This window comes from Dokdonella ginsengisoli, from assembly GCF_042652785.1.
Lineage (GTDB): Bacteria > Pseudomonadota > Gammaproteobacteria > Xanthomonadales > Rhodanobacteraceae > Dokdonella_A > Dokdonella_A ginsengisoli.
The window spans coordinates 243543-265699 of sequence record NZ_JBHSHD010000007.1 but is presented as its reverse complement, the minus strand read 5'-3'; the positions used below and the strand labels follow the sequence as shown (position 1 = coordinate 265699).

Here is a 22157-nt window from a genome sequence, read left to right as displayed (position 1 = left end):
GCATGCCGACGATGACACCGATTCGAACGATCCTGATGAGCGCCGTCGCGGCACTCGCCCTGTCCGCCTGCTCGAGATCGCCGCAGCCGGCCGCGCCGGCCGCGCACGACGAAACCCAGGCCGGCGCGAAGGCGTCGCCGGACGGGCATGCCGCCGAAAAAGATGGCCACGAAGAAGGCGAGGGCGAGCGCGTGGTGCGCATGGACGCCGCGGCCTTGCAGGCAGCCGGCATCCGCACCGCCGAAGTCGCGCAGGCCCTGGCCGGCGAGCAGCTGCGTGCGCCGGGCGAAGTGCTCGACGACGCGTACGGCACCACCTTGATCACGCCGCGCGTCGTGTCGCTGGTCGTGCGCCGCCACGCCAAGCTCGGCGACGAGGTCGCGGCGGGGACGCCGCTGGTCACGCTGACCAGCGTCGAGGTTTCCGACGCGCAGGCGGAATTGCGCGTGGCCGAGCAGGAATGGAAGCGCGTGTCCGCGCTCGGCCGCGAAGCCGTCGCCGGCCGGCGCATTTCCGAGGCGAAGATCGCACTCGATCGCGCCCGCGCGAAGGCGCAGGCGTACGGCCTGCCGGGTGCGGCCAGCGGCGGCGCGAACGGCCAGTTCACGCTGGCCGCCCCGCACGCCGGGCGCATCACCGAAGACAGCTTCGTGGTCGGCGAGCGCATCGAGCCGGGCCGCGCCCTGTATCGACTGGTCGACGAATCGGTCGTGTGGGTCGACGCCAAGCTGCCGGCCGGCACGGTCGCGCGGGTGCCGGTCGGCAGCACGGCCACGATCGTCGCCGGCGGCGCGCGCATGAGCGGCAAGGTCATGCGCAGCGCGCACCGCACGTCCGAGGCCACGCGCAATGCGGTCGTGCGCATCGAAGTGCCCAACGCCGAGGACCGCCTGCACGGCGGCGACTATGTCGAGGTCTTCCTCGACGCCGAGGCGGGCCAGGCGGCGCAGGCCCTGGGCGTGCCGAGCAGCGCGCTGGTGCAGATGGACGGCGAGACGGTGGTGTTCCGCCGCGACGACGCCGGCGCGTTCGCGCCGGTGCCGGTGCGCACCGGCGAGGTGATCGGCGACGCCACCGTGGTCCGCGAAGGACTCAAGGCCGGCGACACCATCGTCGTCGAGGGCGCGTTCGAGATGAAGGCGCAGCTGCTGAAGGCGCAGTTGGGGGAAGGTCATGGGCATTGATGGCGGACGCTTGCGATACCGCTTCGTATCCGGAACACGCGCTCCGGCTTCACCTCTCCCGCTTGCGGGAGAGGTCGCGCCGGAGGCGCGGGTGAGGGCTTTCGGAGTGTGGCGCCCCACTCCGGTTTCCCTCATCCGCCTTCGGCACCTTCTCCCGCTTGCGGGAGAAGGAAAACGCCGCGACTCGGCCTCGTGGAGAACGATGCCGCGAGGTGCAGCATGCTGAACCGCCTCGTCGAACTCTCCCTGCGCTACAAATTCCTCGTGCTGATCGCGTTCGGCGTGGTCGCGTTCCTCGGCGCGGGCGCGGTGCGTGACGTGCCGATCGACGCGTTCCCGGACGTGACGCCGGCGCAGGTCAACGTCTACACCGAATCGCCCGGTCTGGCCGCCGAGGACGTCGAGCTGCTGCTGACCACGCCGGTTGAATCGGCGCTGGCCGGCCTGCCGAAGGTGCAGGAGATCCGCTCGGTCAGCCTGTTCGGGCTGTCCTACGTGTCGGTCTACTTCGACGACGACATGGACATCTATTTCGCGCGCCAGCTCGTCAACGAGCGCCTGCAGGAAATCGGCGACCGCCTGCCGGAAGGCTACGGCAAGCCGGGCATGGGCCCGAACACCTCGGGCCTGGGCCAGGTGTTCTGGTACACGGTCGAGCGCGCGCCGGGCGTCAGCCGCGAGCAGATCAGCGACATGGACCTGCGCACCTGGCAGGAATGGACGGTGCGCCTGATCCTGCGCACCGCCAAGGGCGTCGACGACGTCAGCTCCTGGGGCGGCGGCGAGCGCCAGTTCCAGGTGCGCATCGATCCGCAGAAGCTGTACGCGCGCGGGCTCGGCTTCGAGGACGTGATCCAGGCGCTGCCGGCCAACAACGGCCAGGTCGGCGGCAACGTGATGGACGTCGGCCGCGAGCAGTTCCTGGTGCGCGGCCTCGGCCTGCTGGCGAGCACGGCCGACATCGGCGCGATCGTGCTGAAGGCCGAGGACGGCGTGCCGGTGTACCTGCGCGACGTCGCCGAGGTGGTCGAGGCGCCGGCACCGCGCTTCGGCGCGGTCACGCGCGACGGCGAGGAGGTCGTGCTCGGCATGGCGCTGGCGCGCATCGGCGAGAACGCGAAGAACGTCGTCGAGGCGGTCAAGAGCAAGCTCGACGTGGTGCGCAGCGCGCTGCCCGAGGGCATGCGGCTGTTGCCGATCTACGAGCGCACGGACCTGGTCAACAAGGCCGTCGGCACCGCCACGCGCGCGCTGGTCGAAGGTTCGCTGCTGGTCGCGCTGATCCTGTTCCTGTTCCTGGGCGAGCTGCGATCCGCACTGGTGGTCATCGTCACCCTGCCGCTGGCGATGCTGATCGCCTTCATCGGCATGGGCCAGTTCGGCCTGTCGGCGAACCTGATGTCGCTGGCGGGCCTGGCGATCGGCATCGGCATGATGGTCGACGGCGCGGTGGTGATGGTCGAGAACGCGTTCCGCATCATGGCCGAGCGCAAGGAGCACGGCGAGTCCGTCGACCGGACGTCGGCCGTGCTGGCCGCGGCGAAGGAAGTGGCCAATCCGATCGCGTTCGCGATCCTGATCATCATCGTGGTGTTCCTGCCGCTGTTCAGCCTCGACGGACTCGAGGGCAAGATGTTCAAGCCGATGGCCTTCAACATCGCCTTCGCGATGGCCGGTTCGCTGGTCCTGAGCCTGACCCTGATCCCGGTGCTGGCCTCGCTGATCCTCAAGCCCAAGGAGGAGCGCGACACCTGGCTGGTGGCGAGGATCAAGCGCGTGTACCGCCCGCTGCTGGAGAAGGCGCTGGCGCATCGCAAGGGCGTGGTCGCGATCGCCGTCGCGGCGCTGGTCGCGAGCCTTTCGCTGTTTCCGTTCCTCGGCAAGGAATTCATGCCGCAGCTGCAGGAAGGCTCGATCATGTGGCGCGTGACCGGCATTCCGTCGACCTCGCTGGACGAATCGATCCGCACCAGCAAGGTCATCGCCGACGCGTTCAAGGAGTTCCCGGAAGTCGACAGCACCCTGGCGATGATCGGCCGCGCCGAGAAGGGCGAGACCGCCGACGTCAACTACATGGAGATCTACACCGCGCTCAAGCCGCCGGAGGAATGGAAGACCGGCCGCAGCATCAAGCAGCTCGAAGACGCGATGCAGGAGGCGCTGGAGAAGAAGGTGCCGAACGTGGTGCCGGGCTACACGCAGCCGATCCAGATGCGCGTGGAGGAGCTGATCTCCGGCGTGCGCGCGACGCTGGCGCTGAAGCTGTACGGCACGGACCTGGCCGAACTCGATCGCCTCAGCGGCCGCATCAAGGACGTGCTGGCGAAGGTGCCCGGCGTCACCGACCTGTCGCTGGAGGCGAACGTCGGCAAGCCGCAGATCCGCATCGCGGTGAACCGCGACGCGCTGGCTCGCTACGGCATGAACGCCGAAGCGGTGCTGACCGTCGTGCGCAACGGCCTCGGCGGCGAGCCGGTCAGCGTGCTGCTCGACGGCGTGCGCCGCTTCGACATCGCGGTGCGGCTGGACGACGACACGCGCCGCTCGGTCGAGGACCTGCGGCGGATTCCGCTGAAGTCCGCCGCCGGCGCGATCGTGCCGCTGTCGGCGGTGGCCGAGGTCGGCATCGCCGAAGGCTATTCCTTCGTGCGGCGCGAGCAGCTGCAGCGCTACGCGGTGATCCAGATGGACGTGCGCGGCCGCGACATCGACGGCTTCGTCAACGAGGCGAACGCGGCCGTGGCGCAGGCGGTGAAGCTGCCCAGCGGCTACTGGACCGAATGGGGCGGCGCGTTCGAGAACCAGCAGCGCGCGCTGGCCAAGCTGTCGGTCATCGTGCCGGTCACGATCTTCTTCATCTTCGTGCTGCTGTACACCGCGTTCAACTCGATCCGCTACGCCACGCTGATCCTCGCCAACGTGCCGTTCGCGACGATCGGCGGCCTGGTCGCGCTGTTCGTCACCGGGCAGTACCTGTCGGTGCCGTCGGCGATCGGCTTCATCGCCGTGTTCGGCGTGGCGATGCTCAACGGCATCGTGCTGGTCAGCTTCCTCAACGAGCTGCGCGAGAAGGGGCGCAGCCCGCGCGAGGCGGTGCTGCAGGGCACCGCGCTGCGCCTGCGGCCGGTGCTGATGACGGCCAGCGTGGCGATCCTCGGCCTGGTGCCGATGCTGCTGTCCAGCGGCGTCGGCGCCGAGACGCAGCGGCCGCTGGCGACCGTGGTGGTCGGCGGCCTGATCAGCTCGACCCTGCTCACGCTGATCCTGCTGCCGGTGCTGTACGAATGGCTGGAATCGCGCGATGCGAAGAAGGAGGGCGCGACATGAAGACGCAGCGCCGGGGAGGGCGGCGATGAGCGCCGGACACGACCACGGCATCGCCGCGAACAGCCACGAGAAGCCGCTGTGGTGGGCGTTCGCGCTGACCGCGACGTTCCTCGTCGCCGAAGTCGTCGGCGGCCTGCTGACCAACAGCCTGGCCCTGCTGTCCGACGCGGCGCACATGGGCACCGACGTGATCGCGCTGGCGATCTCGCTGGTCGCCGTGCGCCTGAGCCGGCGCCTGCCGGACGCCAGACGCACCTACGGCTACGCGCGCATGGAAGCGCTCGGCGCGCTGGTCAACGGCGGCCTGCTGTTCGTCGTCGCCGCCTACATCCTGTGGGAGGCGGTCGGCCGCTTCCGCGAGCCGCCGCCGGTCGCCTCGGCCGGCATGCTCGTGATCGCCGTGCTCGGGCTGCTGGTCAACCTCGTCTCGATGCGCCTGCTCGCCGCCGGCAGCGGCGAGAGCCTGAACGTCAAGGGCGCCTACCTGGAAGTGTGGAGCGACATGCTCGGCTCGGTCGGCGTGATCGCCGCCGCGGCGATCATCCTGGCGACCGGCTGGACGCTGGCCGATCCGGTCATCGCCGCGCTGATCGGCCTGTGGGTGCTGCCGCGTACCTGGACCCTGCTGCGCGAGGCCGGCAACATCCTGATGCAGGGTGTGCCGGGCGGGTTGGATCTCGACGCCGTGCGCCGCGTCATCCTGGCCCGCGGCGACGTCGCGCAGGTGCACGACCTGCACGCCTGGGCGCTGGCGTCGAAGCGGACGGTGCTGACCGTGCACGTGGTGCTCGAGCGCGCGGATGCCGACGCCGAGGCGATCCGTCGCGCGCTCGCCGCGGAGCTGCGCGAACTGTTCGGCATCGAGCACGCGACGATCCAGATCGAGCGCGCGGACTGCGGCAGCGACTGCGCTCGCGAGTGAATTGACCGGCAGGCTGCACACGCCTCCCTCACACCGGCCCTCTCCCGCAAGCGGGAGAGGGAGGAAAGCCCGGCCGCCATCTCTCTTCGGGAGAAGGGAATGTCTTCACCTCTCCCGCTTGCGGGAGAGGGAGAAAAGCCCGGCCGCCCTCTCTCCTCGGGAGAAGGGAATGTTTTCACCTCTCCCGCTCGCGGGAGAGGTCGAAGCGCGCAGCGCTTCGGGTGAGGGATGCGCGCCCCGGCACCCGGGTCCTCCCGCGCGGCGCGAACACGTATGATCGCGGCATGTCCCGCCGCAAGTCCCCGACCACCGCCGCTCCCGGCCTGTTCGCCGAATCCGAAGCCTTGAAGCCCCTGGCCGAACGCATGCGGCCGCGCTCGCTCGACGAGATCGTCGGGCAGACGCGCCTGCTCGGTGCGGACACGCCGCTGCGCCGCGCGATCGAAGCCGGCCACGTGCATTCGATGATCCTGTGGGGGCCGCCCGGCTGCGGCAAGACCACGCTGGCCCTGCTGCTCGCGCGCTACGCCGACGCCGAGTTCCGCGCGATCTCGGCCGTGCTCTCCGGCCTGCCGGACGTGCGCGCCGCGCTGGCCGAGGCCGAGACGCGCTACGCGCAGGGCGTGCGCACGGTGCTGTTCGTCGACGAGGTGCATCGGTTCAACAAGGTGCAGCAGGACGCCTTCCTGCCGCACATCGAGCGCGGCGTGATCGTATTCATCGGCGCGACCACGGAGAACCCGTCGTTCGAGCTGAACTCGGCGCTGCTGTCGCGCTGCCGCGTGCACGTGCTGGAGGCGGTGCCGGCCGAGGCGATCGTCGCCGCGCTCAAGCGCGCGCTGGCCGACCAGGAACGCGGGCTGGGCGGCAGCGGCATCGTCGTCGACGAGGCGGCGCTGGCGACGATGGCGCAGGCCGCCGACGGCGACGTGCGGCGCGCGCTGACGTTCCTGGAGATCGCCGCCGAACTCGGCCAGGGCGGCGTCGTCGACGAGGCGACGCTGGCGCAGGTGCTGGCCGACCGCACGCGCCGCTTCGACAAGGGCGGCGAGCAGTTCTACGACCAGATTTCGGCGCTGCACAAGTCGGTGCGCTCGTCCGATCCGGACGCCGCGCTGTACTGGCTGACGCGCATGCTCGACGGCGGCTGCGATCCGCTCTACCTCGCGCGCCGCCTGGCGCGCATGGCGGTCGAGGACATCGGCCTGGCCGATCCGCGCGCGTGGCGCATGGCGCTGGACGCCTGGGACACCTACGACCGCCTCGGCAGCCCGGAAGGCGAACTCGGCCTGGCGGAGCTGGCGATCTACCTCGCCGTCGCGCCGAAGAGCAACGCCGCCTACATGGCGTTCAACCAGGTCAAGGGCGTCGTGCGCGAAACCGGCACGCTGGAGGCGCCGCTACACCTGCGCAACGCGCCGACCAAGCTGATGAAGGGGCTCGGCTACGGCAAGGGCTACCAGTACGACCACGACGCCGCCGGCGGCGTCGCGCTCGACCAGCAACTGCTGCCGGACGCACTCGCCGAAACCAGTTTCTACACGCCGACCGAGCGCGGCCTGGAAGGCAAGTTTCGCGAGAAGCTGCTGGACCTGCGCCAGCGCCGCGCCGTCGCCCGGCGCGAACGGCGCGAGGACTGAGCGGCGGCAAGGATGAGGACACTGACATTGCTGGGCGGCCTGCTGGCCGCCGTCGCCTTCGCCGCGCAGGCCGAGCCCGCGCCGGCGAGTCTGCAGCAGCGCATCGACGCGCACGTCGCCGCGCCGCGCTTCGCCGCAGCGAGCTGGAGCATCCAGGTCGTCTCGATCGACAGCGGCCGGACGCTGTACGAGCGCGACGCGAACCGCCTGCTGGTACCGGCCTCGACCGCCAAGCTGTACACCGGCGCGCTGGCGCTGGAGACCTTCGGCGCCGACTACCGCGTTTCCACGCGACTGCTGGCGACGGCGCGACCGGCACGCGACGGCACCCTGCACGGCGACCTGATCCTGCAGGGCCGCGGCGATCCGACGCTCGGCACGGAGGCCAGCCCGGACTGGGCCGGCCGTCTCGCCGACGGCCTGCGCAAGGCCGGCGTGCGCAGAATCGATGGCGACCTCGTCGCCGACGCGACGTATTTTTCCGCGCCGAGCTACGGCGGCGGCTGGGAAGCGGCGGACCTGCAGAGCTGGTTCGGCGTGCCGGCGTCGGCGCTGTCGGTCGGCGAGAACCTCGCGCGCCTGTACGTGAAACCGGGCGGCCGCGTCGGCGCTCCGGCGCTGCTGCGCTTCGAGCCGGACTGGATGGGCCAGGCCTTCGAGCTGGACAACGAACTGCGCACCGTGGCGCCGCCGCAGCGCAGCGACGTCAGCCTGGTGCGGCGTCCCGGCGAGCGGCGCCTGAGCGCGTTCGGACCGGTGTCCGCGCGCGCGGCGGAAACGGACTACCGCCTGTCGCTGCCCGATCCGCCGCTGATGGCCGGCTACGCGCTGCAGCGCGCGCTGGGCGACTACGGCATCGAGGTCGGCGGCAAGCTGCGCAGCGTGTCGTGGCCGCAGCGCGACGCGCTGCGCGATGCGGACAAGGCGTGGACGGTCGGCGACGTCGTCTCGCCGCCGCTCGGCGAGGTCCTGCGGCGCGGCTTCAAGCTGTCGCAGAACCTGTACATGCAGAACCTGCTGCTGATGGTCGGCGCGGCGGAGGCGGAGCGGTCCGGCGCGAACGCGGCCGACGCGCCGTTCCGTTCGACCGGGCAGTTCGCGATGACGGCGATGCGGCGTTATCTGGACCGCCTCGGCATCGCGCCGGAGGCGGTCAGCCTCGACGACGGTGCCGGGTTGTCGCGCCGCAATCTGTCCTCGGCGGCGGCGTTCGTGAAGCTGCTGCGGGCGCACGCCGACGATCCGGCCAAGCGCGCGTTCCGCGGCGCGCTGCCGGAAGCGGGCGTCGACGGCACGCTGAGCGGCCGCCTGCGCGACCTGCCCGGGCGCGGCAAGGTGTTCGCCAAGACCGGCGCGATGGCGCAGGTCGCCTCGCTGGCCGGCTACGCGGTCAGCGCCAAGGGCGAGCGCATCGCCTTCGCGGTGATCCTCAACAACTACCTGCGCGACGCCGACGCGGTGCGCGCCAGCGCCGAGCTCGACGAGGTCGCGCGGATCGTCGTCGAAGCGCTCTGACGGCGCCGCCGGGCGTCAGCGCGAAACGCTGGCGTCGATCAGCCGCCGCGCGTTGGCGACGAGAGATTTCGCCGGACCGCCGCGGCCGAACAGCTGGCCGCTGCTGTAGGTGCCTTCGATCAGCAGCAGCAGGCCGTCGCCGAGCGCCTGCGGATCGTCGGCGCCCATCGCCTTCGCCATCGCGACGAGGCGGGCGCGGAACGCGCGCTTGCTGGCGTCGGCGACCTTGCGCGCGGGATGGTCGGCCTGCGGGTACTCGATCGCCGCATTGGTCAGGCCGCAGCCGCGATAGCCCGGCTTCGCCGCGCGGCCGGCGAGGCCTTCCAGGTAGGCGAACAGATGCCCGCGCGGATCGTTTTCGCGGCCGACGCCGGCGTCGTCGAAGCGGCGGCAGAGCAGGTCGTCGTAGCTCCTGAGGTACGCGGCGGCGAGTTCGTCCTTCGAGGCGAAACTGCGGTAGAGGCTCGGCTTGGTCACGCCGGCGCGGCTGACGATCTCGTCCACGCCGATCGCGCGGATGCCTTCGCGGTAGAACATCTCGTCGGCGACGGCGCGGATGCGGTCGATCGCGCGCGGCGTCCCGGAGCTCGCGGTCTTCGGCTTGGTCTTGCTGGCGGTCACGTTCGCTTTCCGATGGCTGGGGTAGGCGCGTCTGCGCGCATTGGCGGCGGGAAAACCTTCCCGCTTGACCTTGATACGTACCGGTCAGTAACATCCGTTTCCCGAACGTACCGGTACGTAACATGATAGCGCTCGCCAGGAAGCTGGGCCAGAACTACGCCTACGTCGTCGCCGGCGTCGTCTTCCTCGCGCTGCTGGTCGCGGCCGGGCTGCGCTCCGCGCCGGGCGTGATGATCGTGCCGCTGGAGCGCGCGTTCGGCTGGAGCCGCGACGTGATCTCGCTGTCGGCGGCGATCGGCATCTTCCTGTACGGCCTGGCCGGGCCGTTCGCCGCCGCGCTGATGCAGCGCTTCGGCATCCGCCGAGTGCTGGTCGCGGCGCTGGCGCTGATGGCGGTCTCCACCGCCGCCAGCTCGGCGATGACGCGGCCGGCGCACCTGATGCTGACCTGGGGCGTGCTGTCGGGCGTCGGCGCCGGCTGCGTCGCGGTGGTGCTCGGCGCGGCCGTGGTGAATCGCTGGTTCACGACGAACCGCGGCCTGATGATGGGCCTGCTGACCGCGAGCACGGCCACCGGCACCCTGATCTTCATGCCGCTGCTGGCGGCGCTGGCCGAGTCCGGCGGCTGGAGACCGGTGGTGTGGGCGGTCGCCGCCGCCTGCGCGGCGCTGATTCCGCTCGCGCTGTGGCTGGTTCCCGAACGCCCGGCGGACGTCGGCCTGCGCCCCTACGGCGCGGCGGCGGATGCGCCGGCGGTTGCCGGACCGCCGGCGACCGGCCTGCTGCAGGCGGCGTTCGGCGCGCTCGCCCGCGCCACCGGAAAGCGCGATTTCTGGTTTCTCATCGGCACCTTCTTCATCTGCGGCTTCACCACCAACGGGCTGATCGGCACGCACTTCATCGCGCTGTGCAGCGATCGCGGGCTGGCCGAAGTGCAGGCCGCCGGCCTGCTCGCCGCGATGGGCGCGTTCGACCTGATCGGCACCACGCTGTCGGGCTGGCTGACCGACCGCTACGACCCGCGCAAGCTGCTGTTCGTCTACTACGGCCTGCGCGGACTGTCGCTGATGTTCCTGCCGTTCTCCGACTTCTCGTTCTACAGCCTCGGCGTGTTCACGGTCTTCTACGGGCTGGACTGGATCGCCACCGTGCCGCCGACGCTCAAGCTCGCCAACGAATCCTTCGGCGAACGCGAGGCCCCGGTCGTGTTCGGCTGGATCGTCGCCGGTCACCAGCTCGGCGCGGCGGCTGCGGCGTTCTTCGCCGGCGCGATGCGCACGGTGCAGGGCGACTACTTCTACGCCTTCCTCATCGCCGGCGGCACCGGCCTGATCGCCGCTTTGCTCGCCCTGCAGGTTCGCGGCGCGCGGCCCGGACGGCTTGCCGTCGCCTGACGGCGTTCAAGAGAGATTTTTCTCGCAGAGACGCAGAGGACGCGGAGAAAGACAAGGGAGTTCCCTCTTTAGCTCTTCTTCTCTCTCTGCGTTCTCTGCGCCTTTGCGAGAAACGCTTCTTCTTCACCGCCCCGACCAACGCCATAATGCGGCACTCCACGTAAGGTGCCGCCGCATGCCCGGTCGAGGCGAAGTCCGATGATCCGCGACGTGCGTTCGCTGCCGCACACGGTGTGGCTGCTGGCCGCCATCAGCCTCGTCAACGACGCCGCCAGCGACATGATCTATCCGCTGGTGCCGCTGTACCTGGCTTCGGTGCTGATGGCCGGTCCGAAGGCGCTGGGGCTGATCGAAGGCCTTGCCGAAGCCGCCTCGAGCCTGCTCAAGCTGTTCGCCGGCGTGCTCGCCGACCGCAGCGGCCGCACGCGCGCGTGGGTCGTCGCCGGCTACGGCCTGGCCGGCTTCGCACGGCCGCTGATCGGGCTCGCCACCAGCTGGCCCGGCGTGCTCGCCTGCCGCTTCGCCGACCGCATCGGCAAGGGCCTGCGCTCGGCGCCGCGTGATGCGCTGATCGGTCTGAGCGTCGAGCCGCGGCAGCGCGGCCTGGCGTTCGGCTTCCATCGCGCGATGGACAATCTCGGCGCGGTGATCGGGCCGCTGGCCGCGGCGGCCCTGCTCGCCGCCGGTGTCGAGCTGCGCACGGTGTTCCTGCTGTCGATCGTGCCGGCGCTGCTGGTGCTCGTGCTCGCGCTGAAGGTGCCCGAGCCGGAGCGCGCGCCGCTGCCGTCGAAGGCGCCGATGCGCTGGACCCTGGCCGGAATGCCGCCGGCGTTCCGCCGCTATCTGTTCGCGCTCGGCCTGTTCACGCTGGGCAATTCCTCGAACATGTTCCTGCTGCTGCGCGCGAACGAACTCGGTGCCGGCGCCACGCGCACGACCTTGATGTGGGCGCTGTTCTCGTTCGTCGCCGCCGTGCTGTCGACGCCGCTGTCGGCGCTGTCGGACCGCCGCGGCCGCGCCGACACGCTGGCGATGGCCTGGTTCGCCTACGCGCTGGCGTACCTGGCGATCGGCTTCCTGCCGAGCGCCGACTGGGCGCTGTGGCTGGCGTTCGCCGGCTACGGCGTGGTCACCGCGGCGCTGGAAGGCACCGAGAAGGCGCTGGTCGCCGATCTCGTCCCGCGCGAACGCAGCGGCACCGCGTTCGGCTGGTACAACCTCGTCGCCGGCATCTTGTTGCTGCCGGCCTCGCTGCTGTTCGGCTGGCTGTGGTCGGCGCTGTCGCCGGGCGCGGCGTTCGCGTTCGGCTCGGCCTGCGCGCTGCTGGCGGCGGTGCTGCTCAAGACCTGGGTGGCGCGCGCGCCGGCCGATTCCTAGCGTGCTGCTGCGCGCCTTGCGGCGGGTCCGGGCCCGGCGTAGCGTGCGCGCACCTGGGCTGGGGAGCGAGGTGTTTCCATGCGTATCGTCATTGCGGCGCTGCTCGCCGCCGTCGTGCTGTTCTTCTGGCAATTCGTTTCGCACATGCTGCTGCCGGTCGGCGAGATGGGCTTTCGCGCGCCGCAGAACGAGGACGTCGTGCTGTCGGCCGTGAGCAGCGGGCTCGGCCAGCCCGGCATCTACCACCTGCCGCACATCGACGGCGCCAAGATGGGCGACGAGGCCGCCGTGAAGGCCTGGGCCGACAAGGCGAAGGCCCACCCGTTCGCGTTCGTCGTGGTCGCGCCGCCGCTGCAGGACGCCGGCAGCATGGGCAGGGAACTGGGCACGCAGTTCGTGACCAACTTCCTCGCCGCGCTGCTCGTCGCCTGGCTGCTGGCGGCGACCGCCTGGGGCTTCGGTGCGCGCGTGCTCGGCGCGGCCGCGTTCGGCGTGTTCGGCTGGCTGGCGAACCTGGTGCCGCAGTGGACCTGGTACCGCTTCCCGGCCGATTTCGTGATCGGCGGCCTGATCGACCAGGGTGTGGGCTGGCTGCTCGCCGGCCTGGCGATGGCGTGGTGGCTCGGCCGGCGCTGATCCGCCGGTGCAGCCGCGGCCGCGAACGCGGTCGCGAAGGAACGGAGGAGGGCGCAGGTATAATCCGCGCCCTTCCTTGTTTCTGGACTGCCTCATGCTCGATCCGGCCCTGCTCCGCGCCCAGCTCGACACCGTCGCCGAACGCCTCGCCACACGCGGATTCGCGCTCGACCGGTCCGCGATCGAGTCGCTGGAGGCGCAGCGCAAGCAGGCGCAGACGCAGACGCAGGAGCTGCAGAACCTGCGCAACACGCGCTCGAAGGCGATCGGCCAGGCCAAGGCCAAGGGCGAGGACGTCGCCGATCTGATGGCGGAAGTCGCGGGCATCGGCGACCAGCTGAAGGCGAACGAGCACGCGCTGGCGCAGGTGCAGGAGCAACTGGCGGCGCTGTCGCTCGGCCTGCCGAACCTGCCGCACGAGTCGGTGCCGCAGGGCAAGGACGAAACCGGGAACGCCGAGCAGCATCGCTGGGGCACGCCACGCGCGTTCGACTTCGCCGTGCGCGATCACGTCGACCTCGGCGCGCACAAGGGCTGGCTCGACGGCGACGCCGGCGCGAAGCTGTCCGGCGCGCGCTTCACCGTGCTGCGCGGCGAGCTGGCGCGCCTGCATCGCGCGCTGGCGCAGTTCATGCTGGACCTGCACGCGGGCGAGCACGGCTATCTCGAGTGCAACGTGCCGCTGCTGGTGCACGGCGACGCGATGCAGGGCACCGGCCAGCTGCCGAAGTTCGAGGAAGACCTGTTCTCCACCGTCGTCGGCGACACCAAGCGGTACCTGATCCCGACCGCCGAGGTCTCGCTGACCAATCTCGTGCGCGAGGAGATCGTCGAGGCCGACACGCTGCCGCAGCGCCTGACCGCGCATTCGCCCTGCTTCCGCGCCGAGGCCGGTTCGCACGGCCGCGACACGCGCGGCTACATCCGCCAGCACCAGTTCGAGAAGGTCGAGCTGGTGTCGATCACCAAGCCGGCCGACAGCTGGGACGAGCACGAGCGCATGACGCGCTGCGCCGAGGTCGTGCTGGAGAAGCTCGGCCTGCCTTACCGCCGCATGCTGCTGTGCACCGGCGACATGGGCTTCGCTGCGGCCAAGACCTACGACCTCGAGGTCTGGCTGCCGTCGCAGCAGACCTATCGCGAAATCTCCTCGTGCTCGAACTGCACGGATTTCCAGGCGCGCCGCATGCAGGCGCGCTGGCGCAACCCGGACACCGGCAAGCCCGAACTCGTGCACACGCTGAACGGTTCCGGCGTCGCCGTCGGCCGCGCACTGATCGCGGTGATGGAGAACTACCAGAACGCGGACGGCTCGATCACCGTGCCCGAAGTGCTGCGTCCGTACTTCGGCGGCGCCGAGCGCATCGCCTGAGCGTCGTTTCGCCGCCGAGCATTCGCCGCGTTCAGGACGCCCCTTTCGCGGCCGGCGCCTTCGCCAGGCAGGCGCGGTAGCGGCCGTCGACGCGCGTGGCGAACCATTCGGTGGTCAGCTTGCGCGTGATCTTCGGGCTCTTCAGGTCGATGCGCGGCATCAGCGCGCGCGGCAGCGGCTTGCGTTCGGTCCGCTCGGCCAGCGCGAACACGCGCTCGTACAGGTCGCTGCGCTCGAACTCCGCGCCGTCGCCGCGTTCGAGCGCGCGGCGGATGCGCGAATCGCCCATGTCGATCTGCCTGGACAGCGTGCGCACCGCCAGCTCGGTGGCGCCGGGCTTGTCGTCGTCGTAGTTCACCAGGTCGCCGTCGAGGGCCAGCGGGATGCCCGAGGCGAGGCTGACCGCGTTCTGGAACGCTGCGTTGCGGCTGGCGTAGAAGCCGGCGTTGAAGTCGGCGAAGCGGTAGATCATGCGTTCGTAGTTCGCCGGGTAGCCGAGCAGGTGCGCGATGCCGAAGTACACGCCGCCGCGCCGCGAGAACAGCTCGTGGCGGATCGAATCCTGCGTCGCGTACGGATACGGGTGCTCGCGCGCATGGCGCTCGGCGAACGCGACGCTGACCTGCATCGGCCCGCCGGTGCGGACCGGGTTGGAGCCGGCGAACAGGCGCTGGCCGAGCGGAATGCGGTCGATCAGGTCCTCGTAGACCAGGCTCAGCTCGCGTTCGGTGCGCACCGCGGCGATGCGCTCGGCGTAGCTCTTGCCGTTGGACGACTTCAGCGCCAGCGCGCCGCGCACGAGCAGCTGCGGCACGTGGTGCTGCTCGGCGCGGCGGTCGATCTCGGCGCGCGCGATGCGGCCCAGGCCCGGCACGGCCGGATCGACGGTGAACGTGGATTCCTGCTCGATCACCGCCAGCGTCGCGCACAGGTTCTGCGTGTTCGGTTCGAGGCCGATCGCGGCGAACGCGGCGGTGATGTCGGTGGCCCAGCCGTTGCGGTCCTTCGCGCTCGCCGGCATCAGGCGGACGATTTCGGCGCGCACGTCGGCCGGCCGGCGCGCGGGTGCGGCCGGCGGCTGCGTCGCGCAGCCGGCGAGCAGGGCGAGCGCGATGCCGAGCGCGGCGCGCGGCATCGATCCTTCCGGGAACGCGATCGTGGGCATGCAGGCTTCTTACGGAAGCGCGGCGGACTTGTCCATCCGCCGCGCCGCCCGCGCCGCCGGTGTTGCGAATGTTTTCGCGCGGGTGCGATGTCGATCCGCCGCCGCGCCGTTCGTCGTAGCGGCAAACCCCCGAGGAGAAGAGCCATGCGATTCCTTTCGATGATCCGCGTCACCCAGGACACCGGCCAGCGGCCGAGCGAGCGCCTGCTGGCCGAGATGGGCGAGCTGATGGCGCAGATGACCGTCGCCGGCGTGCTGGTCGACACGGCCGGCCTGCGGCCGCTGTCCGAGGGCGTGCGCGTGGGCCTGTCGCGCGGCCGGATCAAGGTCACCGACGGTCCGTTCGCCGAGGCCAAGGAGGTGGTCGGCGGCTACGCGCTGCTGGAAGCCGCCTCGCTGGACGAAGCGGTGGAATGGACGCGCCGCTTCCTGCAGGTGCACGGCGACGAGTGGGAGCTGGAGTGCGAGGTGCGCGCGATCGACGAGAGCTGCAAGCCGCAGGGCTGAGCGTCGGCGGGCGCGGGGAGTCCGATGCGTATCGGACTCCCCGCGCGTGCGTTCAGTCGCGGTCTGGAGCGCCGAGCGGAAACAGCGGCCGGTACGGCCGGGCCTCGTCGACTGCGCGCGCGAACGAGGGGCGTTCGAGCAGGCGCCGGCGATAGGCGTGCACGTTCGCGTACGCCGCGCCGATCGGGTGCGTCCAGTCGGCGTAGAACAGGAACGGTGCGGCGGCGCAGTCGGCCAGGCTGAAGCGCCCGCCGGAGGCCCATTCGCGGCCGTCCATCCAGCGTTCGAGCCAGGCGTAGGCGGTGTCGAGCATGGCGCGCGCTTCGGCCACGCCGTAGGCGTCGCGCGAGGCTTCCGGGCGCAGGCGGTCGAACACGATCTTCTGCTGCGGCGTGGAGACGTAGTTGTCGAAGAAGCGATCGAGCATGCGCACCTCCAGCGCTGCGGCGGGGTCGTCGGGAAGAAAGCGCACCGCGGCGCGATGGTGCAGGTCCAGATGCTCGACGATCGTGCTCGCCTCCAGCACCGTGCGCCCGCCGTCGACGAGGACCGGAAAGCGCTTCATCGGCCACAGCGCGGCGAGTTCGCCCATCGCTTCGGCGTCGCCGAGCATGCGGTACTCGAACGGCGTGGCGTTCTCGTACAGCGCGACCAGCGCTTTCTGGCTGTAGGACGAGAACGGGTGGGCGTACAGCTTCAACCTCGGCATCGGGCGTCTCCGGCGGTGGGGCGGATCGCCGGCGGCGGCGTCCGTGTTCGCCGGTACGACGAACGGGCGAGGGCGGGATCGACACGTCCTCGCCGGCTCAGCCGGCCAGCGCCGCCTGCCGGCCGCGCAGGAAGCGGCGCACGGCCTCGTCGCTCTCCAGGCCGATGGCGATTTCGTAGGCCGATCCGGCCTCGCGCGTCATGCCGGCACGCGCGAGCAGTTCCGCGCGCGTCGCCCAGTATGGCTGGTAGTCGCGCAGGCGCGGGTCGGCAACGGGGTCGGGCAGCGCTGCCAGCGCCGCCTCGGCGCCGCGCAGTTCGGCCAGTGCCAGCGCGCGGTTGACGGCGATTACCGGCGACCGGGTCAGCGCCGCCAGCGCGTCGTACAGCTGCAGCACGGCAGCCCAGTTCGTCCGTCCGCGCACGCGGCGTTCGGCGTGCGCGGACTGCACGGCCGCCTCCAGCTGGTAGCGGCCGATCGCGCGGAACGTGCCGGCGCGGCGCAGCAGCGCCTCGGCTTCGTCGATCATCGCCGCGTCCCACGACGACACCTCCTGCGCGGCCAGCGGCACGTAGGCGCCGCCGGCGTCGCGCCGCGCATGCCGGCGCGCGTGCGCGTGCAGCAGGCAGGCGAGCAGGCCGAGCGCCTCGGGTTCGCGCGGCAGCAGCTGCGCGGCGAGCCGGGCCAGGAACAGCGCTTCCTCGCTGAGGCCGCGGCGGCCGGCGTCGTGATCGCCGCAATCGGACCAGCCGTCGGTGAACGCGGCGTAGATCGCGGCGAGCACGCCGTCCAGGCGCGCGCCCAGTTCCTCCGGCTCCGGCACGCGCAGCGCGATGCCGGCCTGGCGGATCTTTTCCTTCGCGCGCCCGAGGCGCTTGCCCATCGCCGCCGGCGAGGTCAGGAACGCGCCGGCGATGCGCTTCGCGTCGAGGCCGAGCACCGCCTGCAGCATCAGCGGCGCGCGGATGCCGGCTTCGATCGCCGGATGCGCGCAGGCGAACATCAGGGCCAGGCGCCGGTCCGGAATCGCCACGGCGTCGTCGGCCGCGTCGATCCCGTCGGCCAGCCGCTGCCAGTGCTCGAGCGCGGCCTCGCCGCTGCGCCGGCGGCGCGCCGCGTCGATCAGCTTGCGCCGCGCGACGGTCAGCAGCCAGGCTTCCGGATTCGCCGGACGGCCGCGCGGCCATTCGGCCAGCGCGGCGGCGAACGCGTCCGCGAGCGCGTCCTCGGCCGCGGCGAGATCGCCCGAGCGCGCGGCGAGCAGGGCGACCAGCTTGCCGTAGCTGCGCCGCGCGACGGCTTCCGCCTCGCGCCGCGCCGCGTCCTGCGCAGCGGGCCGGTGCGTTTTCGCGGCGTCCGTGCGTGGCACGCGTGCGCTCAATCCGTCGGCCAGACCGGGCGCACCTCGACGGTGCCGTGGTAGGCGCCGGGGCAGCGCGCCGCCCAGGCGAGCGCTGCGTCGAGATCGGCGGCCTCGATCAGGTAATAGCCGCCGAGCTGCTCCTTCGAGTCCGCGTACGGACCGTCCAGCACCTGGGTCTTGCCGTCGGCGACGCTGACGCGCGTGGCCGTGTCCGCCGGCCGCAGGCGGTTGCCGCCGACCAGCGCGCCGGCCTGGGCCAGCGCCTGGGTGTAGGCGGTGTAGGCGGCCACGCCTTCTTCCTGTTCCTTTTCGCTCAGGGCGTCCCAGCCGCTTTCGTCCGAGTACAGCATCAGCAGGTATTGCATCGCGATCTCCCGTGGTCGACGGCGGAAGCGCCGTCCTTCCCGATGACGCGCCAGCGTCGGCCGTTTGGACAACTCCTGCAACCCGCCGCGGCGGAGCCTGTGCGAGGATCGACCGGAGCGGGACCCGATCGTCCCGGAATCCGATGACGGAGGTGCTTCATGTCGATCCGATCCGAGGCGATGGCGGCGGCGCCGATCGCCTGGCCGCAGGTGGCGCTGGGCGGACTGCTGATCGCCCTCGGCGACGCCGCGTTCGCCACCACGTACTGGTTCTCCTGGAACGTCACCGGCGTGACGCGCATGTTCCAGTCGATCGCCGTCGGCGTGCTCGGCAAGGCCAGCTACGACGGCGGCGCTGGCGCGGCCGTGCTCGGCGCCGCGCTGCATCTGGTGATGGCGACGATGTTCGTGGCCGCCTACGCGCTGGTCGCGCGCCGCCGGCCGGCGCTGCTGGAAAGGCCGCTCGCCTACGGCATTGCGTACGGCGTGCTGATGTACCTGATCATGAATTTCGTCGTGATGCCGCTGTCGCGCGTCGGTCGCGCGCCGTCGCTGGAGCATCCGGAGCGGCTGGTCTGGGTGGTCCTGGCGCATCTGGTGTTCGGCGTGGTCTGCGTGCTGTTCGCGCGCCGCGCGCTGCGCTGAGGCCGGCGGGGTCGTGCGCGGCTGGCTGCGCCTGTGCTTCTGCGTCGTCGCCGCGGCCGCGGCGCTGTCGGCGCAGGCGCGCGGGCGGCCGGACACGCTCAGCGTCGTCACCCTGAACCTGTGGCACGACAAGGCCGACTGGCCCAGGCGCCAGGCGCTGATCGTGAGCGCGCTGAAGCAGCTGCGGCCGGACGTGATCGCCCTGCAGGAGGTGCTGCAGCACGAGGGCCTGCCGAACCAGGCGCAGACGCTGGCCGCGGCGCTGGGTTATCGCTACGTGTTCGCCTCGGTCGATCCGCCGGAGCATCTGCGCCGCTACGGCAATGCGGTGCTGACGCGGCACCCGATCCTGGTGCAGGAGTGGAAGCCGCTGCGGCCTGCCGATGACTACCGCACCGCGCTGCACCTGCGCCTGGCGATCGGCGCGCGCCGGCTCGACGTCTACGCCACGCATCTGGCGTTCGAGGCCGGCGGCGGCCGGGTGCGCGGTGAACAGGTCGACGATCTGCTGGCCTGGCGCGACGCCACTTCGCAAGGAGCGGCATCGATCGTCGTCGGCGATTTCAACGCGCCGGCGAACGCGCCGGAATTCGCCCCGCTCGCCGCGCGCTACCGCGACGCCTACGACACGCGCCATCCCGACGCGGCGCAGGACGCCCGCGAGCACAGCACGCTGAACCTGAAGTACTACGCGCCGCTGCGCATCGACCATGTGATGTTCGACCCGGCGCGGTTCGCCGTGGTCGAAGCCGGGCGCATGTTCGACCGCGCCGACCGCCACGGCACCTGGGCATCGGACCACTACGGCGTGCTCGCCACGCTGCGCTGGCTTGATTGACGGCCGTGCGGCCGCATTTTTCCGTCCGGAGCGGCGTGCGCGAATGCGCGTATCCTTGGCCGCAGCGCAGGAGGACACAGTCATGGCCACCGGTTGGGCCGGCGACGGCGCCGTGCAGGACCAGATCGACGCGACCGTGAAGGACGCGATCAAGCGCGTGCGCAGCCAGCTGCCGAGCGGCGCCGGGCGCAGCCACTGCGAGGAATGCGAAGCGCCGATTCCCGAGGCGCGGCGCAAGGCCGTGCCGGGCGTGCGCCTGTGCGTGACGTGCCAGCAGGCGCATGACCGCGAGCAGGAGGCTTTTGCCGGCTACAACCGCCGCGGCAGCAAGGACAGCCAGCTGCGCTGAATCGCGTCGCCGGCGGTCCGGCCGGCTGGCGCGGCGGAGAGCGGGGCGGAGGCGCAATCCACGGCGCAACCGTTGGCAAGCGCGGGCGGATGGTCGCATAGTAGGCGTTTGACGAAACCGGCCGTGCAGCGATGACCGATACCTTCCCCGATCGACTCAGCGTCGATCCCAAGAGCCCCTACCACGATGCCGACCTGCTCGCGCGCGGCATCGGCATCCGTTTCAACGGGCAGGAAAAGACCAACGTCGAGGAATACTGCATCAGCGAGGGCTGGATCCGCGTCGCCGCCGGCCGCGCCCTCGACCGCCGCGGCAACCCGATCACGCTCAAGCTCAAGGGCGAGGTCGTGCCGTATTTCCAGGATTCCGCCAAGGCCGAATCCTGACGCGCCACCGCGTCGCCGCCGGCGACCCGCCCAGGAGCAGACGATGAAATTCCTCGTGATGATCTACAACGACGCCGCCCTGCTCGACGCGCTGCCCGCCGGCGAGTTCGACACGACCATGCGCGGCTGCCTGGAACACGCCGACGAGCTGCGCCAGTCGGGGCACCTGCTCGATTCGCAGCAGCTGGAAGCGCCGGCGACCGCGAAGACCCTGCGCGTGCGCGGCGGCCGCGCCTCGATCGTCGACGGTCCGTTCGCCGAGACCAAGGAAATCCTCGGCGGCTTCAACCTCATCGAGGCGGAGAACATGGACGAGGCGCTGCGCATCGCCGCAGAGTTCCCGTGGGCGGCCACCGGCTGCATCGAGGTGCGTCCGGTGCGCGACATGGACGCGGTGCGCCGCCGCGTCGGCGCCGCGGCGCCGGCCGCGGCCTGATGCCGGGGCTGCGGTCTGCGGCCGCTTCCGCCGTGGGCAGCGCAAGCGGAGGCGACCAGCCGTGAGTCCGCGCCGGGCCGCCGCTCCGGACCAGCCCTCGCTGGCGGGGTTCGACGCGGCCGAGCCCACCGACCGGCTGTTCCTCGCCGTCTATCCGGATGCGGCCACCGCCGCGCGGATCGCCGCGCTGGCGGCCGATCTGCGGCAACGGTACGCCCTGCACGGCAAGCCGCTGGCGACCGATCGATTGCACGTGACGCTGCACCATCTGGGCGACTACGTCGGCGTTCCGAACGACGTCGTGCGGATGGCCACCGAAGCGGCCGGGCGTGTCGCCTGCGCACCGTTCGAGGTGAGTTTCGATCGCGTCGCGAGTTTCTCCGCGCGCCACAGCCGGCGTCCTTTCGTGCTGCTCGGCGAGGAGGGAACGGTGTCGATGGCCGCCTTGCAGCGCTCGCTCGGCCAGGCGCTGGGCGCCGGCGGACTGGCGCGCTGGGTTGCGCCGCAGTTCACGCCGCACGTGACCCTGCTCTACGACGATGCGCTGGTGCCCGCGCAGGCCGTCGAGCCGGTCCGCTGGCGCGTCGAGGAGTTCGTGCTGGTGCGCAGCCTGCTCGGCCAGAGCCGTCACGTTCCGCTCGCTCGCTGGGCGCTGCGCGACTGAATCGGGCGGCGTGTCGATTTCGGCCGGCGCGGTTCGTCATACCGACGAGAGCGGCGCTTCCGCCGCATCCAGGAGCCGCCATGTCCCGCATCACCTCGATCCGCCGTCTCGTGTCGCTGTTCGCCGTCGTCGCCCTGGGAAGTGCCGCCGCCGCGCCGGTCGGCTACACGCTCGATCCCGACCACACCTATCCCAGTTTCGAGGCCGACCACATGGGCATCTCGGTCTGGCGCGGCAAGCTCGACAAGAGCACCGGCAGGGTCGTGCTGGACCGCGAAGCCGGCAGCGGCACGGTCGAGGTCAACCTCGATCCCGCCAGCATCGACTTCGGTCAGAAGGCCCTCGACAAATGGGCGCGCGGCAAGGAGTTCTTCGACACCGCCAGGCATCCGAAGGCGAGCTACAAGGGCAAGCTGGAGAACTTCGTCGACGGCGCGCCGACGCGCGTGTCCGGCGAACTGAGCCTGCACGGCGTGACGCGGCCGGTCGAGCTGCGCATCGAGCGCTTCAAGTGCATCGAGCATCCGATGCTCAAGCGCGAGTACTGCGGTGCGGACGCGTACGGCTCGTTCGACCGCTCCGCCTTCGGCCTCGACGCCGGCAAGGACTACGGCTTCGACATGAACGTCGCCCTGCGCATCCAGGTCGAGGCGATACGCGACAAGTGAGATGGGATCGGCGCCGCGCAGACGGAAATCCAATGCGCGGCTCCCGAAATTGACGGCGCAGTTATGATCGACGC

Annotated in this window: 22 protein-coding genes; 17 read left to right on the top strand and 5 right to left on the bottom strand. The window is 71.2% G+C overall.

What is annotated here, in order from left to right:
• Positions 1-11 precede the first annotated feature (11 nt).
• From ACFO6Q_RS08835 to dacB, 5 genes are all read left to right on the top strand, one after another.
• Positions 12-1184 carry an efflux RND transporter periplasmic adaptor subunit gene (locus ACFO6Q_RS08835; RefSeq protein WP_380020284.1) on the top strand — a complete coding sequence of 391 codons (1173 nt, stop codon included), beginning with the start codon at positions 12-14 and terminating at the stop codon, positions 1182-1184.
• A 219-nt stretch (positions 1185-1403) separates the two neighbouring features.
• A complete protein-coding gene (locus ACFO6Q_RS08830; RefSeq protein WP_380020282.1) occupies positions 1404-4511 on the top strand; it encodes an efflux RND transporter permease subunit in 3108 nt (1035 codons plus the stop codon).
• Between the two features lie 25 nt (positions 4512-4536).
• Positions 4537-5433: a cation diffusion facilitator family transporter gene (locus tag ACFO6Q_RS08825; protein ID WP_380020281.1), complete on the top strand. Its 897-nt coding sequence runs from the start codon at positions 4537-4539 to the stop codon at positions 5431-5433.
• Between the two features lie 284 nt (positions 5434-5717).
• A complete protein-coding gene (locus tag ACFO6Q_RS08820; RefSeq protein ID WP_380020280.1) occupies positions 5718-7073 on the top strand; it encodes a replication-associated recombination protein A in 1356 nt (451 codons plus the stop codon).
• 12 nt (positions 7074-7085) lie between these two features.
• Entirely contained in the window at positions 7086-8588 is a 1503-nt protein-coding gene (gene dacB, locus ACFO6Q_RS08815; RefSeq protein WP_380020279.1) for a D-alanyl-D-alanine carboxypeptidase/D-alanyl-D-alanine endopeptidase, read from the top strand.
• A 15-nt stretch (positions 8589-8603) separates the two neighbouring features.
• Here the strand turns inward: dacB and ACFO6Q_RS08810 are convergent, their stop codons facing one another.
• Positions 8604-9209, bottom strand: coding sequence for a TetR/AcrR family transcriptional regulator (locus ACFO6Q_RS08810; RefSeq protein WP_380020278.1), 606 nt, complete (start codon positions 9207-9209; stop codon positions 8604-8606).
• A 122-nt stretch (positions 9210-9331) separates the two neighbouring features.
• Here ACFO6Q_RS08810 and ACFO6Q_RS08805 point away from each other — a divergent pair, with 122 nt between their 5' ends.
• The 4 genes from ACFO6Q_RS08805 to serS all read left to right on the top strand — a co-directional run bounded on the left by ACFO6Q_RS08805 (position 9332) and on the right by serS (position 13988).
• Positions 9332-10603: an MFS transporter gene (locus ACFO6Q_RS08805; protein WP_380020276.1), complete on the top strand. Its 1272-nt coding sequence runs from the start codon at positions 9332-9334 to the stop codon at positions 10601-10603.
• Between the two features lie 198 nt (positions 10604-10801).
• On the top strand, positions 10802-11980 hold the full coding sequence (locus ACFO6Q_RS08800) for an MFS transporter (RefSeq protein WP_380020275.1): 1179 nt from the start codon (positions 10802-10804) through the stop codon (positions 11978-11980).
• A 78-nt stretch (positions 11981-12058) separates the two neighbouring features.
• Positions 12059-12616, top strand: a complete 558-nt coding sequence (locus tag ACFO6Q_RS08795) for a hypothetical protein (RefSeq protein WP_380020274.1) — start codon at positions 12059-12061, stop codon at positions 12614-12616.
• 94 nt (positions 12617-12710) lie between these two features.
• Positions 12711-13988 carry a serine--tRNA ligase gene (gene serS / locus ACFO6Q_RS08790; RefSeq protein ID WP_380020273.1) on the top strand — a complete coding sequence of 426 codons (1278 nt, stop codon included), beginning with the start codon at positions 12711-12713 and terminating at the stop codon, positions 13986-13988.
• Positions 13989-14019: 31 nt separating this feature from the next.
• Here serS and ACFO6Q_RS08785 read toward each other — a convergent pair whose 3' ends face one another.
• Positions 14020-15153 (bottom strand): DUF1615 domain-containing protein, encoded by a 1134-nt coding sequence (locus ACFO6Q_RS08785; RefSeq protein WP_380020272.1) that lies wholly within the window; start codon positions 15151-15153, stop codon positions 14020-14022.
• Positions 15154-15297: 144 nt separating this feature from the next.
• Between ACFO6Q_RS08785 and ACFO6Q_RS08780 the strand changes: the two genes are divergently transcribed.
• A complete protein-coding gene (locus ACFO6Q_RS08780; protein ID WP_380020271.1) occupies positions 15298-15660 on the top strand; it encodes a YciI family protein in 363 nt (120 codons plus the stop codon).
• A 52-nt stretch (positions 15661-15712) separates the two neighbouring features.
• Here the strand turns inward: ACFO6Q_RS08780 and ACFO6Q_RS08775 are convergent, their stop codons facing one another.
• The 3 genes from ACFO6Q_RS08775 to ACFO6Q_RS08765 form a co-directional block, all read right to left on the bottom strand.
• Positions 15713-16369 (bottom strand): glutathione S-transferase family protein, encoded by a 657-nt coding sequence (locus ACFO6Q_RS08775; RefSeq protein ID WP_380020270.1) that lies wholly within the window; start codon positions 16367-16369, stop codon positions 15713-15715.
• Positions 16370-16466: 97 nt separating this feature from the next.
• Positions 16467-17738, bottom strand: coding sequence for an RNA polymerase sigma factor (locus ACFO6Q_RS08770; RefSeq protein WP_380020268.1), 1272 nt, complete (start codon positions 17736-17738; stop codon positions 16467-16469).
• A gap of 8 nt (positions 17739-17746) precedes the next feature.
• Complete coding sequence (locus tag ACFO6Q_RS08765) at positions 17747-18097, bottom strand: YciI family protein (RefSeq protein WP_380020266.1); 351 nt, start codon at positions 18095-18097, stop codon at positions 17747-17749.
• Between the two features lie 159 nt (positions 18098-18256).
• Here ACFO6Q_RS08765 and ACFO6Q_RS08760 point away from each other — a divergent pair, with 159 nt between their 5' ends.
• From ACFO6Q_RS08760 to ACFO6Q_RS08730, 7 genes are all read left to right on the top strand, one after another.
• A complete protein-coding gene (locus ACFO6Q_RS08760; RefSeq protein WP_380020264.1) occupies positions 18257-18742 on the top strand; it encodes a hypothetical protein in 486 nt (161 codons plus the stop codon).
• Positions 18743-18755: 13 nt separating this feature from the next.
• The gene (locus tag ACFO6Q_RS08755) at positions 18756-19580 is read left to right on the top strand and encodes an endonuclease/exonuclease/phosphatase family protein (protein ID WP_380020263.1); all 825 of its coding nucleotides are present in this window, start codon (positions 18756-18758) and stop codon (positions 19578-19580) included.
• Between the two features lie 82 nt (positions 19581-19662).
• A complete protein-coding gene (locus tag ACFO6Q_RS08750; RefSeq protein ID WP_380020262.1) occupies positions 19663-19929 on the top strand; it encodes a DksA/TraR family C4-type zinc finger protein in 267 nt (88 codons plus the stop codon).
• A gap of 131 nt (positions 19930-20060) precedes the next feature.
• Positions 20061-20315 (top strand): DUF3297 family protein, encoded by a 255-nt coding sequence (locus ACFO6Q_RS08745; RefSeq protein WP_380020261.1) that lies wholly within the window; start codon positions 20061-20063, stop codon positions 20313-20315.
• A 43-nt stretch (positions 20316-20358) separates the two neighbouring features.
• Complete coding sequence (locus ACFO6Q_RS08740; RefSeq protein ID WP_380020260.1) at positions 20359-20751, top strand: YciI family protein; 393 nt, start codon at positions 20359-20361, stop codon at positions 20749-20751.
• 61 nt (positions 20752-20812) lie between these two features.
• Complete coding sequence (gene thpR, locus ACFO6Q_RS08735) at positions 20813-21415, top strand: RNA 2',3'-cyclic phosphodiesterase (protein ID WP_380020259.1); 603 nt, start codon at positions 20813-20815, stop codon at positions 21413-21415.
• Positions 21416-21495: 80 nt separating this feature from the next.
• Positions 21496-22083 (top strand): YceI family protein, encoded by a 588-nt coding sequence (locus tag ACFO6Q_RS08730; protein ID WP_380020258.1) that lies wholly within the window; start codon positions 21496-21498, stop codon positions 22081-22083.
• Positions 22084-22157 lie beyond the last annotated feature (74 nt).

Excerpts from the sequence above, each read along its gene's own strand:
- ACFO6Q_RS08825 (WP_380020281.1), top strand. The coding sequence starts at position 4,537 with ATGAGCGCCGGACACGACCACGGCATCGCCGCGAACAGCCACGAGAAG.
- ACFO6Q_RS08750 (WP_380020262.1), top strand. The coding sequence starts at position 19,663 with ATGGCCACCGGTTGGGCCGGCGACGGCGCCGTGCAGGACCAGATCGAC.
- ACFO6Q_RS08745 (WP_380020261.1), top strand. The coding sequence starts at position 20,061 with ATGACCGATACCTTCCCCGATCGACTCAGCGTCGATCCCAAGAGCCCC.
- ACFO6Q_RS08820 (WP_380020280.1), top strand. The coding sequence starts at position 5,718 with ATGTCCCGCCGCAAGTCCCCGACCACCGCCGCTCCCGGCCTGTTCGCC.
- ACFO6Q_RS08805 (WP_380020276.1), top strand. The coding sequence starts at position 9,332 with ATGATAGCGCTCGCCAGGAAGCTGGGCCAGAACTACGCCTACGTCGTC.
- ACFO6Q_RS08775 (WP_380020270.1), bottom strand. The coding sequence starts at position 16,369 with ATGCCGAGGTTGAAGCTGTACGCCCACCCGTTCTCGTCCTACAGCCAG.
- serS (WP_380020273.1), top strand. The coding sequence starts at position 12,711 with ATGCTCGATCCGGCCCTGCTCCGCGCCCAGCTCGACACCGTCGCCGAA.
- ACFO6Q_RS08760 (WP_380020264.1), top strand. The coding sequence starts at position 18,257 with ATGTCGATCCGATCCGAGGCGATGGCGGCGGCGCCGATCGCCTGGCCG.
- ACFO6Q_RS08795 (WP_380020274.1), top strand. The coding sequence starts at position 12,059 with ATGCGTATCGTCATTGCGGCGCTGCTCGCCGCCGTCGTGCTGTTCTTC.
- ACFO6Q_RS08780 (WP_380020271.1), top strand. The coding sequence starts at position 15,298 with ATGCGATTCCTTTCGATGATCCGCGTCACCCAGGACACCGGCCAGCGG.
- ACFO6Q_RS08830 (WP_380020282.1), top strand. The coding sequence starts at position 1,404 with ATGCTGAACCGCCTCGTCGAACTCTCCCTGCGCTACAAATTCCTCGTG.
- ACFO6Q_RS08740 (WP_380020260.1), top strand. The coding sequence starts at position 20,359 with ATGAAATTCCTCGTGATGATCTACAACGACGCCGCCCTGCTCGACGCG.
- dacB (WP_380020279.1), top strand. The coding sequence starts at position 7,086 with ATGAGGACACTGACATTGCTGGGCGGCCTGCTGGCCGCCGTCGCCTTC.
- ACFO6Q_RS08835 (WP_380020284.1), top strand. The coding sequence starts at position 12 with ATGACACCGATTCGAACGATCCTGATGAGCGCCGTCGCGGCACTCGCC.
- ACFO6Q_RS08785 (WP_380020272.1), bottom strand. The coding sequence starts at position 15,153 with ATGCCCACGATCGCGTTCCCGGAAGGATCGATGCCGCGCGCCGCGCTC.
- ACFO6Q_RS08800 (WP_380020275.1), top strand. The coding sequence starts at position 10,802 with ATGATCCGCGACGTGCGTTCGCTGCCGCACACGGTGTGGCTGCTGGCC.
- ACFO6Q_RS08730 (WP_380020258.1), top strand. The coding sequence starts at position 21,496 with ATGTCCCGCATCACCTCGATCCGCCGTCTCGTGTCGCTGTTCGCCGTC.
- ACFO6Q_RS08765 (WP_380020266.1), bottom strand. The coding sequence starts at position 18,097 with ATGCAATACCTGCTGATGCTGTACTCGGACGAAAGCGGCTGGGACGCC.